Raw genomic sequence first — 12,841 nt, forward strand, 5'->3', positions numbered from 1 at the left:
GTGTGATGGACATGAACACGTCGGATGAAAGCCTTGCGCTGGCCGCGGCCGGTGGAGATCGGAATGCCTTCGGGCTTCTGATCGCGCGCCTGCATGACCGCATCTTTCGGCTGGCCTTTCGCCTGACCGGTAGCCGCGCCGATGCCGAGGATCTAACACAGGATATCTGTGCCGCCTTGCCCGCGAAACTGGCTGGTTTTCGGGGGGATGCGAAGGTCACCACCTGGCTTTACCGCATCACGGTCAACGCCGCACGCGATCGGATGCGACGGCAAAACACATATCGGCACAAAGCCGAAGGCTGGGGCGATTGGGAAGTGTCGCGCAGGGCCGCGCAGGCGGAAACGGCGGAACGCCTTGATTGGCTGCGATTTGCGATGGATGCGCTTACGCCGCCCGAGCTGCGCGAAACTGTTGTGCTTATTCTGGAAGGACTCAGTCACGCGGAGGTGGCGGAGGTGCAGGGCATTTCGGAAGGCACGGTGAGTTGGCGTATGTCCGAGGCCAAAAGGAAGCTGAAGCGCATGCTGGAGGCGGAACAATGAGCGAGTTCGACGATCTGAAACGTGCGCTGGACGATGCAACACCCGAGCCGGATGCGGCCCGGCGCGCGGAAAACCTCGCGCTGGCGATGAAAAATTTCGACAGCCTCCAAGGAAAGACGACCGAGGCGCGTCCTACCCCTGAAGACCCCGAAAACCGGGGTTTCAGAGGAGTAATTGCCATGTTGACCAAAACGCTTTCTTCCCGCGGCGTCCTGACCGCCTCCACTGCACTTGCCGCTGTCGCGCTTGTTGCCGTTATCCCCGTGTTGCAGGAGGTGCCGTTCAGCAAGGCCGGAAATGACATTGCGGCAAAGCCAGAAGCGGCGGTGCTCCCGCAGGAGCCCGTCACGGAACCGCTGGTCTTGTCACCCTCGCGTACAGAAGACGCACAGGATTTGGCCGACACCCACGCGCTTGAGTTTGAGCCGGTCATTGTGATGGAAGAAGCCGCCGGAGCACCGGCGCCACGCATGATGACGCGAGAAGCTGCGCCTTTCGCGGGCGGGTTGGCCAAAGCGGCCCCCGCCCCGCAAATCCTGCAAGACGGGCTCTTGCTTGCCCCGGAGGACACCGAGGCGTATCCGGAGGCCGAGTCCAATCCGATCAAGGTCACAACAGAAGAGCCCGTTTCCACCTTCTCCATCGACGTGGACACCGCCAGTTGGTCGATCATCCGCAACTCTTTGTCCTTTGGACGGCTCCCGCCCGAGGGTGCCGTACGGATCGAAGAGATGATCAACTATTTCCCTTATGACTACCCGTCGCCGCAGGGCGCAGAGCCGTTCCGCGCCTCGCTTGGCGTGATGGACAGCCCGTGGCGCGAAGGCACGCAATTGGTGCACATTGGCCTGCAAGGGGCCATGCCGGAAGCACGCCCGCCCCTGAACCTCGTGTTCCTGATCGACACCTCCGGGAGCATGTCTGATCCGAACAAGCTGCCTTTGCTCAAGCAATCCTTCCGCCTGCTCTTGGGGCAACTCAATGCAGAAGACTCGGTCTCCATCGTGACCTACGCGGGCAGCGCCGGCCGCGTGCTGGAGCCAACCCCGGCAAGCGAGCGGCAGACTATTCTTGACGCACTGGAACGACTGGATGCCGGCGGCAGCACGGCCGGGCAGGCAGGCCTGCAACTGGCCTATGCCACAGCTGAAGCGATGGCTGAGGACGGCAAAGTCTCTCGTGTGATCCTCGCCACTGACGGTGATTTCAACGTCGGGATCAGCGATCCTGATGCGCTCAAGAACTATATCGCCGACAAACGGGAAACGGGCACTTACTTAAGTATTCTCGGGTTTGGTCGCGGCAATCTCGATGACGCGACGATGCAGGCGCTGGCGCAAACCGGGAATGGCATGGCAGCCTACATCGACACGCTGGCCGAGGCACAGAAAGTGCTGGTTGATCAGCTGACCGGCGCTTTGGTGCCCATCGCGGATGATGTGAAGATCCAGGTGGAATGGAACCCGGCTTTGGTCGCAGAATACCGTCTGATCGGCTATGAGACCCGCGCGCTGCGCCGCGAGGATTTTAACAATGACAAAGTGGACGCGGGAGAAATCGGCGCGGGCCATCAGGTCACGGCTCTTTATGAGATCACCCCTGTCGGGAGCGAAGCCCGGCTGACCGATCCGCTGCGCTATGACCGCGCGGCGCTCTCGCCAGAGAGCGACGAGCTTGGTTTCCTGAAACTGCGCTACAAAGCTCCGGGTGAGAGCGTCAGCCAATTGGTCCAAACGCCGATCATGGCGGATACCGCGCCTCTTCCCGACGCCGATTTCGCGGCGGCGATTGCTGGCTTCGGGCAGTTGTTGCAGGGATCCGATTTGATTGGCGACTACACCTTCGACGACGCCATCAACGCGGCAACAGCCGCGCGCGGCGACGATCCTTTCGGCTACCGCCAGGAGGCTGTCACCCTGATGCGGCTAGCGCAGAGCCTGTCCAAGTGAGCCAAAATCGGCAATCCCGGCCCAAAGCCGGGGTTGCCGTGTAAGGTTCACAAAACAGTCGCATGACTGTTACATCCCCGGGTCACTTCGCACGGGTATTGCACCATCAGGGGGATTCCCACGTGATCCGCACACTCACAATGACAAGCGCCCTTGCGCTGCTCGCCGGACCTGCGCTGGCCGAGATGAACTTCAACCGCATCGCAAGCTTTGCCACGCCGCTGAACATGGCGGAAGGCGAAGACATCTCGCGCGAAACGTCCGCGGAAATCATCGCAGCCACTGCCGATGGCATGACTTTGGTCTACACCGATGGCCCGCTCGGCGCGCTTGGCCGGATCGACATCACCGATGCATACCAGCCGAAGCCGCTGGGCAACATCGCTCTGGACGGCGAGCCGACCTCTGTCGGCATTCTGGGTGAGACCGCCTTTGTCGGTGTGAACACCTCCCCGGACTATGACAATCCCTCGGGTTACCTCGCCGCGATCAATATCAAGAGCGGCGACGAGATCGCGCGCTGTGATCTTGGCGGTCAGCCGGACAGCGTGGCCGTGGCAAAGGATGGCAGCCAGATCGCCGTGGCTATCGAGAACGAACGTGACGAGGACGAGGGGGACGGCCGCACCGGTCAGATGCCCGCGGGCTTCCTGACGCTTCTGCCTGTGACAGACGGCGCGGTTCAGTGCGATAGCCTGCAACAGGTTGCTCTGACCGATCTTGCGGAGGTCTCGCCGGAAGACCCGGAGCCGGAGTTTGTTGACATCAACAGCCTTGGCGAGACCGTCGTGACCATGCAGGAGAACAACCATCTGGCGGTTGTCTCGAAAGACGGCGAGGTGCTCGCGCATTTCTCCGCAGGTGCGGTGGACCTGAAGAACATCGATACGCTGGACGAACGCGGTTCGCTCGATTTCGACAAGAGCCAGTTGGGGCGCAAGCGCGAACCCGACGCCGTCAAATGGCTCGACGACACCCATTTTGCCACGGCAAACGAAGGTGACATGGACGGCGGTTCGCGCGGCTGGACCATCTTTTCGAAAGACGGCACCGTCGTCTTTGAAAGCGGCGAATCCTTCGAACATGCTTTGATCCAGATCGGCCACTACCCGGACAAACGCTCGGACTCCAAAGGCGTTGAACCCGAGTCCATCGAAACCGCAACCTTTGGCGAAACGCCGATGGTCTTTGTCGGCTCCGAGCGCGGCTCCGCTGTCGGTGTTTATGACGCGACGAACCCAAGCGCTCCGGTGCTGAAGCAGTTGCTGCCGTCCGGCATCGGGCCGGAAGGCTATGTGGCGATCCCCGAGCGCAACCTTCTGATCTCTGCCAACGAAGTTGACCTGATCGAAGATGGCGGCGTGCGTGCGCACGTCATGATCTACGAGTATCAGAACGCTGCACCAGCCTATCCGCAACTGACCTCAGAAGGGGCCAAGGACCTGATCGGTTGGGGCGCTCTGTCCGGCATGGTGGCGGATGACAAAGGCATCGTCTGGGCCGTGAACGACAGTTTCTATGGCTACCAGCCGTCGATCTTCAAGATCGACACCACGCAGACCCCGGCCAAGATCGTTGACGTGATCCGTGTGCACCGCGCGGACGGGTCCGCTGCGCAAAAGCTCGATCTCGAAGGCATCACGCTGGACGGCAAGGGCGGGTTCTACGTGGCCAGCGAAGGCCGCACCGAACGCGCGATCCCGCACGCCATTTACCACGTGCAGCCGGACGGGCTGATCAAGACCAACAAAGGTGAGATCACCATCCCTGCCGAACTGGCCGCGGTCGAAAAGCGCTTTGGCTTCGAAGGCATCACAAAGGTCGGCGACACGCTTTGGATGGCAGTTCAGCGCGAGTGGAAAGACGATCCGAAAGATCACGTGAAGCTTGTTGCCTACAACCTGAAGACCAAGGAATGGGGCGCAGTTCTCTATCCCAAGGCTTCTCCTGAGAAAGGCTGGGTTGGCCTGTCCGAGATCGTGGCGCATGGCGATCATGTCTACGTCATCGAACGCGACAACCAGATTGGTGCAGACGCGGTGACCAAGAAAATCTACCGCATCCCGGCGTCCGACATGGTCCCGGCTCCACTTGGCGGCGATCTGCCGGTTGTATCCAAGGAAGAAGCCTACGACGTCCTGCCCGACTTGGCAGCGCAGGGCGGTTATGTGGTCGATAAGGTCGAAGGTCTTGCGATCTTCGAAGACGGTACAGCCTGGGTTTCGACAGACAATGATGGCGTCGATGACAGCTCTGGCGAAACGCTCTTCTGGAGCATCGGCAAGCTGTAATCCGGCCTTCCCCAAAAGCATCGAAAGCCCCGCACCGACCGGCTGCGGGGCTTTCTTTTTTCAAGCTTTTAGCAGCTCTGGCACAGTTTCGGCTAGGGTATCCCAGACGAGCCTGACCCTTGGGCTTGTCCGTAGTTCACGATGCGCCACGAGCCAGACCGGGTACTCAAACTCCACGTCCGGCAAAACCCGCACCAATCCCGGATGTCTTGCTGCAAAGCCAAGCGGCCCCACACCAATGCCAAGCCCGGCCCGCGTCATTTCCCAATGGACCGGATGCGTTGTTGGCGTAACGGAAAAGTTCTGTTCGGTTACAGGTATGCCGCGTTCATTGAGCGCCGCGATATAGCGCGCGTTCTCTTCCATTCCGACAAGCCGCGCTTTTGCCAGATCCTCCGGAGTCTCGATCGGAGGAAGGATCCTCAGGCAATCGGCTGTCGCAAAGAAACCGCCGCGATCATGCGCCACCAGTTTGCCGATCAGATCAGGTTGATCGGGCCTGGCATTGCGGATTGCAATATCCGCTTCGCGCCTTTTGAGATCCCGGACAGCGTTGGAGGCAACCACCTCCACGTGGATTCCAGGCGCGCGTTCCGACAGGGTTTTCAGCGCGGTCGGCAGAAGCCACATGGAGTAGATTTCTGACGCTGTGACCGCAACGGTGCCTTCTACGGCCTGAGCTTGCCCGGAGGCGACCAGAGACAGCGAAGCGGCAGCGTCTCCCATGGCCCGGACATGCTCCATAAGCTGCGCCCCGGCGTGGGTCAGAACTAGCCCGCGTCCAACACGGTCAAACAGCAGAACACCCAGCTCTTCTTCGAGCGCCGTCACTTGCCGCCCCAGCGTCGGTTGCGTCATACCAAGGGCACGCGCCGCTGCCGAGAGCGAGCCCTCTTCCGCGGTGACGAGAAAGGCGCGGGCCCTGTTCCAATCAAAGGTGACCGATTTCCAATCCATACACTAACGCATATCATGCATCCAGTTTTCGTCAATTATCATCCGAACCCGTATATCTTACCTGTGCGCTCAAGAGATAAACGCATTGTTGAAAGGACAAGAGATGAAAGCCGCAGTCTACGATCGCTTCGGTCCCGCAGATGTTGTGACCCTTGCCGAGCGCCCCACCCCTTCGCCCGCCCCGGATGAAATCCTTGTACGCGTTGGCGCCGCCGCTGTGACTACTGCCGATTGGCGCATCCGGGCCGCCGCCTTTCCCGGCATCACGAAACTGCCCGGCCATTTGATGTTCGGGTTTCGCACACCAAAACAGCCGGTTCTTGGCGTGGCCATGGCCGGAACCGTGATCGCAACAGGACATGCCGTAACACGTTTCAAGACCGGCGGGCGAGTGTTTGGCTTTGTCGGACACGGCGGTCACGCGGAGTATGTCGCCGTGAAGGAAGATGCGGCTGTGGTCGCCACACCGGACGCACTGTCGGATACAGAAGCCGCCTCTTTGCCCTTTGGCGGAAACTCGGCACTGGTGTTCCTGCGCGACGTGGCCAAGCTGCAGCGCGGGCAGCATGTCCTGATCGTCGGCGCGTCCGGCGCCGTGGGCTCGTTTGCCGTGCAAATCGCAAAGGCGATGGGTGCGGTCGTGACCGCCGTGGCGGGACCGGGGCGCGCCGACATGCTGACCGCGCTCGGCGCGGACAGGGTGATTGACTACACCCAAGAAAGCGTGGATGCCGCGCGTGGCGCTTATGACGTGGTGTTCGACACCGTAGGCGTGACCCATTGGGGTCAAATGCGCCATACCCTGAAACCCGGTGGCGTGTTTGTACCGCTCAACATGGCCGGGCGCGAACTGTGGGACATGATCCGGGCCAAGCTGACCGGTGGGCCGCGCGTTGCGCTGGCGGTCAGTTCCGATACGGCGGAAGATCTGACGCGGCTGACAGGCTGGATTGCTGAAGGCAGGCTACGCCCAGTTGTCGACCACATTTACCCGTTTGAGCGCATCTTCGATGCTTACCGTCAGGTGGAAAGCAGGCACAGCACGGGGACTGTTGTCCTTGAAATGAACGCGCAAACCGCAACCGCGCTCAGCGCCTAAAATACAAAAGGCCCCGGGTTTCCCCGGGGCCGCGTTTATTCACCCTTGAGGTCGGTCAGTTGACCTTTTCAGCGTCGACCACGTCTTTTTCGATGGCGCGGGACGGCCCTGCGATTTCGATCTGGCGCGGTTTCAGCGCCTCCGGGATTTCGCGGGAAAGCTCGATGTGCAGCATGCCGTCTTCATGGGTCGCGCCGACGACGCGCACATGATCGGCAAGATGGAAACGGCGTTCAAAGGCGCGCGTGGCAATGCCGCGATGCAGGTAGCTCCGCTCGTTATTGTCTTCCGCCTTCCGGGCAGAGACGACCAGCGCCTGCTCTTTCACTTCGACCGACAGATCCTGACCGGAGAAGCCGGCCACCGCGATCGAAATGCGGTAGGCGTCATCGGCAGTCTTTTCGATGTTGTAAGGCGGGTAGGTTTGCTGGCTGACGTCGTTAGCAAGGACGCGGTCCATCATGTCCGCGATCTGATCAAAGCCAACAGTTGCACGATAAAGCGGTGCAAAATCAAAGTGTCGCATGGGAATCCTCCGTTTGAGCGATACCAATTTCTGCGGCGCCTTCTCTTTGGAGACAGGCGTCTGTTCTGGTTCCGGAACCCGCTCTGCGGCGCCCCGGTCACTCTCAGGTAGGCATGCGTTTTTGCGGTTTCAAGACCCGCCGGGCGAGACGAAACGGGCGCCCGGATTGCGAGGTTGAGCCGGACGAACGCCAAGGCGCATCGAATCGAGATCAAACGCCATTGGATCTCGCGCATTACCGGCAGTTCCGCCAATCCCCCGGTTGACCTTGGGCCGGTTGTTCACCGGCGCGGCGGCTTCTGCGGGTTTGTCCCTTTCCGTCATGTCACACAGCAGGGCTGCGGCATAATCTTCCTGCCCGCTGAGATCGCGTAGCAACTCGCAATCGCTTTTGACCACAGGGTCGCTGACCAACCCTCGGGTGACGCCAACCTCACGCGTTGGCGTTCGGGCGTCTTGCGCCAAAGGCAAAGCGTCCGGATCGGACAACTGCCAGCTTTCCACATCCAGTTGCAGCATGACCAGTCCGCCGCCAATGCCGACCGCATCCCGCACGCCACCGCCGCGCGGCGCTTGATCGCCATGCAGCATCCAGCCAAGAACCGGCAGGCGGTAAAGCGGAAGGTCACTGCCATCCAGCGTAAAGAACACCAGATCGGTGAAACGCGCAGTCTCCGGTGCGCTGTCCCTCAGGCAGGATTCTGTCACGGTGGCGAATTGCGGCATCAAAAGCATGCCGGGGCAGGTTTGGGTGCCAATCAGGAGCTCACCGGCCTGCGGCGTTTGCTGCAACTCGGCTGGAACCGGGGATTGCGCTGCGGAAACAGCGGGTAATGAGACCAGCAGACACGCTGCGATAAGGTGTTGGAACATGTGCTTCATGGGCGTACGAACTTCGCTCCCGAATTGTTACGCGCGCCGTGTCCGACGCTGAGACGACGTGCACCGGCACTGACCTTGGGCCGGGCTGCATCTGACCTGAGACGCTGTTTCAAAGCGCTGACATGATACGGCAACGTCATGCCCAGCGCGGTTTCGCTGCCGCTGTCGTCCTTGCCAATGGCCGAAATGATAGACAAAATCCGCAGCCGTCCGTTTTCGTGCACGAAGACAGGCGCGCCGGAGGACCCGAAGGTCACATCACAATCCAGCCCAAGGATGCCCTGGGCATAGCGATCGGTCACAGCGCATTTCGCTTCGCGAGACAGAACATGCGCGCGCCCTTGACCATAAGACACAACGCTGACGGCTGTGCCCCTGGCGGGTGCCTCAGCGACCCGAAACGGGTCCGCCTCGGCAGAATGAATGTCGGCCTCAAGGCGCAGCAAGGCCACATCATTGGCGATCCGCGTCGCATCAAGATGCACAGCGCCGGGGTCAGAATAGCCCTCTGCCGCAACCCAACGGGCGACGCGGCGTTCCGCGATACTTTGACCGTGGTGATACCCGGCCCGGAACCGAAGGGTGTTTGCGGCAATCGGGCGTCCGGCCTTGTCAAACACGCAGTGCGCCGCCGTCAGAACGAGATCCCGGGCAATCAGCGTGCCTGTGCAAAACCCGCCGGGGCTATCGATCCGGCCGACCGCCTCCCATCCGAGCATGGCACCGCGATTGTTCATGACATCGTAGACCGTCTGTTGGGCGGCGAGCGGGCTGGCCAGGAGGCTGGCACATGCGATCAGAGCGGCGCGGATCATGGCCTGATGAACTTTGCGCCGGTGTTTTCGTTACGAGTGCCCGCAGTCTGGTGTGTCAAACCCCGAGGCAGCCCCACACCTTCGGAAATCAAGGTACGCAGAACCCCGAGCGGCGCATCGAGGGAAACCGCCAGAGATATTGCCGCCCCGGTGTTTTCATCCCGCGCCTTGGCGGACACAACAGACACGATGCTTGGGGTGCCGTCCGGTGCGAAACTGAAGACGGGCGAACCCGACGCACCAAACTCCACCTCGCAGGACAAGACGAAGATCCCGCCTTGCCGCGACAACACCCGGCAAACATCTTCCAGCGTCGGCGCCTCGGAGCGATCGTGACCGTAGGATACAACGCCAACATCCGCGCCTTTGGCCGGACGCGCGCCGATGGCGAATGGTGTGATTGTCGTGTTCTTGATCGGATGCTGCAGTTGGATCAGTGCGAGGTCCTTTCGCACCCTGTCCGTGTCTGCCGGGCCGTTGAAGTCATAGTCCGGCAAATGCACCGCCTGCCGCACCCGGCGATAGGCCGCCGCGCGACCCACCCGCCAACCGGCAAGGAACTTGATGTCATCAATGGGAACCCGTGCGCCGGTGTTCGGATCAAACAGGCAGTGTGCCGCAGTGATCACAAGGTCCGGGGAAATCAGGGCCCCGGTGCAAAAGGCATCGCCCGGCACATCAAGACGCCCGACCGCCTCCCATTTGCGCGAGTCCTCGTCGCTGCCCAGAGAGTCGCTGCCCAGAGAAAAGAACCCCTGAGCCTGCGCGGAAACAGCCCAAAGGCAGGAAAGAACAATAATAAATACGCGCACGAAGTCGGCCCATTGCTTTGATCTTGGTTTTGGTTAACCAGCGCGTTGGGCAAAATTAGGGCATTCGATCCGGAAAGCGGCAGGCGTGTCTAATTTGTCTCGTTCAGAGCGCGCGGTTTTGGACCGCCCGTTGCCCAGTCCAGCAGTTCGACCGTGTGAACAATCGGCACAGCTGTCCCCGAGCCTATCTGCATCATGCAACCAATGTTTCCTGCTGCAATAATGTCGGGCTGTTTGGCCTCCAGTGTGCGCACTTTCCGCTCTTTCAATTGGCCGGAAATCTCCGGCTGTAGCAGGTTATATGTGCCGGCAGATCCGCAGCACAGATGACTGTCCGCAGGCTCGACCACTTCGAACCCGGCCCGTTTCAACAGCGCCTTGGGGTGCGATTTGATCTTCTGTCCGTGCTGGAGCGAACAGGCCGCGTGGTAAGCCACACGAATGCCCTTGGGCGCGCTTTCGGGGATCTCCAACATGGCCAGAACTTCGGAAACATCCTTGGCCAGACCGGCAACCTGAGCAGCATCGGCTTCGTGCGCCGTGCCCGCGAACATATGACCATAGTCTTTTACAGTTGTGCCGCAGCCGGAGGTGTTGATCACGATCGCGTCCAGACCTGCGCCATCGATCTCCGCTTTCCAGGCCGCGATATTGGCGGCGGCAGAGGCATGGCTCTGGTCTTCCTTGCCCATGTGATGCGTGAGCGCACCACAGCAACCAGCACCCTTGGCCACGACAACTTCCACCCCCATGCGCGTCAGCAGCCGAATGGTGGCATCATTGATATCGGTGTTCAGCGCCTTTTGTGCGCAGCCGGTCATCAGGGCAACACGCATGCGCTTTTTAGTCTTCGGGGCAAAGCTTTGTGGATCATCATTGCGGCTGACGGGCGGGATGTGCTTCGGTGCCATCTCCAGCATCGCCCGCAACCGCGGATCCGGCATGAAGCGGGCAAACGGCCTGCCAATCTTTGCCCCAAGCAGGGCCACCCGGAACCGTGTCGGATACGGAATGATCCGAGCCAGCACCCAGCGCAGGGCCCGGTCCGACCATGGCCTGTCATAGTGCTTTTCGACATAAGCGCGCGCATGGTCGATCAGGTGCATGTAGTGCACACCCGACGGACAGGTTGTCATACAAGCGAGGCAGGAGAGGCAGCGGTCAATGTGCTTGACGGTTCTCTCGTCAGGCACCCGTTCGTTCTCGAGCATATCCTTGATCAGGTAGATCCGCCCACGTGGGCTGTCGAGTTCATCGCCAAGAACCTGATAGGTGGGACAGGTCGCAGTACAAAACCCGCAGTGCACACAGGTGCGCAGAATTTTGTTGGCCCGGGCGGTGCCCGCATCCTCAAGTTGTGCTTCTGTGAAGGTCGTCTGCATATCGGATCTCTGGCTAGAGCTGAAAGGATGGGTGGCGGCGAGAGTGAAGTCGTCGGATCGGCGGCATGAGGCGCGTCAAAGCATGACGCGCGCAGTGGCCAGTCCGAACCATGGCAAGGTTGTGGTCAAAAGCGCGATCAGGGTGATCCAGCGCCGTGCGCGCGGAGCCTTGATACGGCGCAGAAAGGCATGCCCGGTCATGGCCACGGCAAGCACCCAGGCAAGCCACAGCAAGATCAGGGATGGGAGCATTCGCATCGGCCCCATGCTTTGCAGCATAAGCGCCAGCGTCACCGAAACCACTGCACCAAGACCCAGCCCAATCAGAACGGAAAGCCGTGTCGGCAGACGCAGCAGAACCGCGCACAGCATCGGGCCAACGACAAAGATCAGGACAAAGGTTAGGAACAGCATGCCGTTCATTGCGTCATGACTCCCGGATTGAGAATGCCCCGGGGGTCAAACTTGCACCGAATACCATCGGACAATGCGGCGACGGGCGCGAGCTCCGGCTGGAAGCGGGCAATGCGCGCGCGGGCGGCATCCGACGCGCGGACAAGCGTTGCATGGCCTTTGAGTCCCGTTGTTCGAATGTCTTTGCCGGGTTCGGTTTCGATCCACACCAAACCGCCTCCCCAATCGTACAGCACGGATTTGACAAACCCTTCGCTACGCAGTGCCTGCACCAAATCCGGCGTGTCAGACGGCTTCATCGAGACACGCCAGACATCCCCGGTGCTGCCATGCATCGGCTCGACATCCCGCACCCAGCGCCATCCCGCCGACACGCGAGCGGGCTCTGTCTCAACGCGCACATCACGATCCGCGAACATCTCCCGGAGCTTTTTCGCGCGATAGGATACTGAACCTTCGAATCCTTCGATCCGGATCATGGTCACAGGATGGCCATCCACGCCGGAGGGTGTGTGCGCCGCGCCTGTCACGTCAAAAGGCGATCCCAGAGCTTTGGACATTGCGGCAACGGCCTCAGCGTCTTGCAGCCCATGTATAAGCAAGCACGCCGCCGCCTCTGGCTTGGGCAGAACCTTCAGGCTGACCTCTGTCAGCACGCCCAAGGTGCCCCAGCTTCCGGCCATCAGTTTGACCAGATCATAGCCGGTTACGTTTTTCATCACGCGTCCGCCGTTCTTGATGATCTGCCCCATGCCATCGACAAAGCGCACTCCAAGCAGGAAGTCACGGCAAGCGCCCGCCTGGATCCGGCGCGGGCCGCTGATGTTTCCGGCCACAACGCCGCCGATGGAGGGCGCACCGGATGTGCCCAGCAGTCCGCGATGATCCATCGGCTCGAACGCAAGCCTTTGCCCTTCGGCCTCCAACGCGGCTTCGATCTCGTCCAGCGGCGTACCTGCCTTGACGACAAGCGTCAGCGATCCCGGATCGTAGAGCGTTATTCCGCGAAGACCGCCTGTCTCCAGAACAGCGCCAGCAACCGCGACATCGCGCGAGCCACCGCCCCGGATGAAAAGAGGGCCGTCTGCGGCAGAAATCATCTCGGCCAAAGCCGCTTCAGTCTCAGGTTTCATGTGCTTTTTCTTGGTCCAAATCTTCGTGGGTCAGCC

The 12,841-nt window shown here is 60.8% G+C and carries 12 protein-coding genes; 4 read left to right on the forward strand and 8 right to left on the reverse strand.

Annotated elements, in window-relative coordinates:
- Positions 1-11: 11 nt before the first annotated feature.
- The 3 genes from E4662_RS13045 (at position 12) to E4662_RS13055 (ending at position 4,785) form a co-directional block, all read left to right on the forward strand.
- Positions 12-545, forward strand: coding sequence for an RNA polymerase sigma factor (locus E4662_RS13045; protein WP_168797970.1), 534 nt, complete (start codon positions 12-14; stop codon positions 543-545).
- The gene (locus E4662_RS13050) at positions 542-2,494 is read left to right on the forward strand and encodes a vWA domain-containing protein (protein WP_136442017.1); all 1,953 of its coding nucleotides are present in this window, start codon (positions 542-544) and stop codon (positions 2,492-2,494) included. Before E4662_RS13045 ends, E4662_RS13050 begins: the two co-directional genes overlap by 4 nt.
- A gap of 140 nt (positions 2,495-2,634) precedes the next feature.
- Complete coding sequence (locus tag E4662_RS13055) at positions 2,635-4,785, forward strand: esterase-like activity of phytase family protein (RefSeq protein ID WP_240705193.1); 2,151 nt, start codon at positions 2,635-2,637, stop codon at positions 4,783-4,785.
- Between the two features lie 60 nt (positions 4,786-4,845).
- Here E4662_RS13055 and E4662_RS13060 read toward each other — a convergent pair whose 3' ends face one another.
- Positions 4,846-5,742, reverse strand: coding sequence for a LysR family transcriptional regulator (locus tag E4662_RS13060; protein WP_136442019.1), 897 nt, complete (start codon positions 5,740-5,742; stop codon positions 4,846-4,848).
- Positions 5,743-5,845: 103 nt separating this feature from the next.
- On the opposite strand from E4662_RS13060, the gene E4662_RS13065 reads away from it, so the two are divergent.
- The gene (locus tag E4662_RS13065) at positions 5,846-6,841 is read left to right on the forward strand and encodes an NAD(P)-dependent alcohol dehydrogenase (protein ID WP_136442020.1); all 996 of its coding nucleotides are present in this window, start codon (positions 5,846-5,848) and stop codon (positions 6,839-6,841) included.
- A gap of 55 nt (positions 6,842-6,896) precedes the next feature.
- Here E4662_RS13065 and E4662_RS13070 read toward each other — a convergent pair whose 3' ends face one another.
- From E4662_RS13070 to E4662_RS13100, 7 genes are all read right to left on the reverse strand, one after another.
- A complete protein-coding gene (locus tag E4662_RS13070; RefSeq protein ID WP_136442021.1) occupies positions 6,897-7,367 on the reverse strand; it encodes an Hsp20 family protein in 471 nt (156 codons plus the stop codon).
- A gap of 129 nt (positions 7,368-7,496) precedes the next feature.
- Complete coding sequence (locus E4662_RS13075; protein WP_136442022.1) at positions 7,497-8,240, reverse strand: hypothetical protein; 744 nt, start codon at positions 8,238-8,240, stop codon at positions 7,497-7,499.
- 5 nt (positions 8,241-8,245) lie between these two features.
- Positions 8,246-9,064 (reverse strand): trypsin-like serine peptidase, encoded by an 819-nt coding sequence (locus E4662_RS13080; RefSeq protein ID WP_136442023.1) that lies wholly within the window; start codon positions 9,062-9,064, stop codon positions 8,246-8,248.
- Entirely contained in the window at positions 9,061-9,876 is an 816-nt protein-coding gene (locus E4662_RS13085) for a trypsin-like serine peptidase (RefSeq protein ID WP_240705185.1), read from the reverse strand. Before E4662_RS13085 ends, E4662_RS13080 begins: the two co-directional genes overlap by 4 nt.
- An 89-nt stretch (positions 9,877-9,965) precedes the next feature.
- The gene (glcF, locus tag E4662_RS13090) at positions 9,966-11,258 is read right to left on the reverse strand and encodes a glycolate oxidase subunit GlcF (RefSeq protein WP_136442024.1); all 1,293 of its coding nucleotides are present in this window, start codon (positions 11,256-11,258) and stop codon (positions 9,966-9,968) included.
- A 75-nt stretch (positions 11,259-11,333) separates the two neighbouring features.
- On the reverse strand, positions 11,334-11,681 hold the full coding sequence (locus tag E4662_RS13095) for a hypothetical protein (protein WP_136442025.1): 348 nt from the start codon (positions 11,679-11,681) through the stop codon (positions 11,334-11,336).
- The gene (locus tag E4662_RS13100) at positions 11,678-12,805 is read right to left on the reverse strand and encodes an FAD-binding protein (protein ID WP_136442026.1); all 1,128 of its coding nucleotides are present in this window, start codon (positions 12,803-12,805) and stop codon (positions 11,678-11,680) included. The genes E4662_RS13095 and E4662_RS13100 overlap by 4 nt, the downstream gene beginning before the upstream one ends.
- Between the last annotated feature and the right edge of the window lie 36 nt (positions 12,806-12,841).

This window comes from Pacificoceanicola onchidii (assembly GCF_004804335.1).
Taxonomy (GTDB): domain Bacteria; phylum Pseudomonadota; class Alphaproteobacteria; order Rhodobacterales; family Rhodobacteraceae; genus Pacificoceanicola; species Pacificoceanicola onchidii.

Excerpts from the sequence above, each read along its gene's own strand:
- E4662_RS13095 (WP_136442025.1), bottom strand. The coding sequence starts at position 11,681 with ATGAACGGCATGCTGTTCCTAACCTTTGTCCTGATCTTTGTCGTTGGC.
- E4662_RS13055 (WP_240705193.1), top strand. The coding sequence starts at position 2,635 with ATGACAAGCGCCCTTGCGCTGCTCGCCGGACCTGCGCTGGCCGAGATG.
- E4662_RS13050 (WP_136442017.1), top strand. The coding sequence starts at position 542 with ATGAGCGAGTTCGACGATCTGAAACGTGCGCTGGACGATGCAACACCC.
- E4662_RS13065 (WP_136442020.1), top strand. The coding sequence starts at position 5,846 with ATGAAAGCCGCAGTCTACGATCGCTTCGGTCCCGCAGATGTTGTGACC.
- E4662_RS13100 (WP_136442026.1), bottom strand. The coding sequence starts at position 12,805 with ATGAAACCTGAGACTGAAGCGGCTTTGGCCGAGATGATTTCTGCCGCA.
- E4662_RS13070 (WP_136442021.1), bottom strand. The coding sequence starts at position 7,367 with ATGCGACACTTTGATTTTGCACCGCTTTATCGTGCAACTGTTGGCTTT.
- E4662_RS13080 (WP_136442023.1), bottom strand. The coding sequence starts at position 9,064 with ATGATCCGCGCCGCTCTGATCGCATGTGCCAGCCTCCTGGCCAGCCCG.
- E4662_RS13045 (WP_168797970.1), top strand. The coding sequence starts at position 12 with ATGAACACGTCGGATGAAAGCCTTGCGCTGGCCGCGGCCGGTGGAGAT.
- E4662_RS13060 (WP_136442019.1), bottom strand. The coding sequence starts at position 5,742 with ATGGATTGGAAATCGGTCACCTTTGATTGGAACAGGGCCCGCGCCTTT.
- E4662_RS13075 (WP_136442022.1), bottom strand. The coding sequence starts at position 8,240 with ATGTTCCAACACCTTATCGCAGCGTGTCTGCTGGTCTCATTACCCGCT.
- glcF (WP_136442024.1), bottom strand. The coding sequence starts at position 11,258 with ATGCAGACGACCTTCACAGAAGCACAACTTGAGGATGCGGGCACCGCC.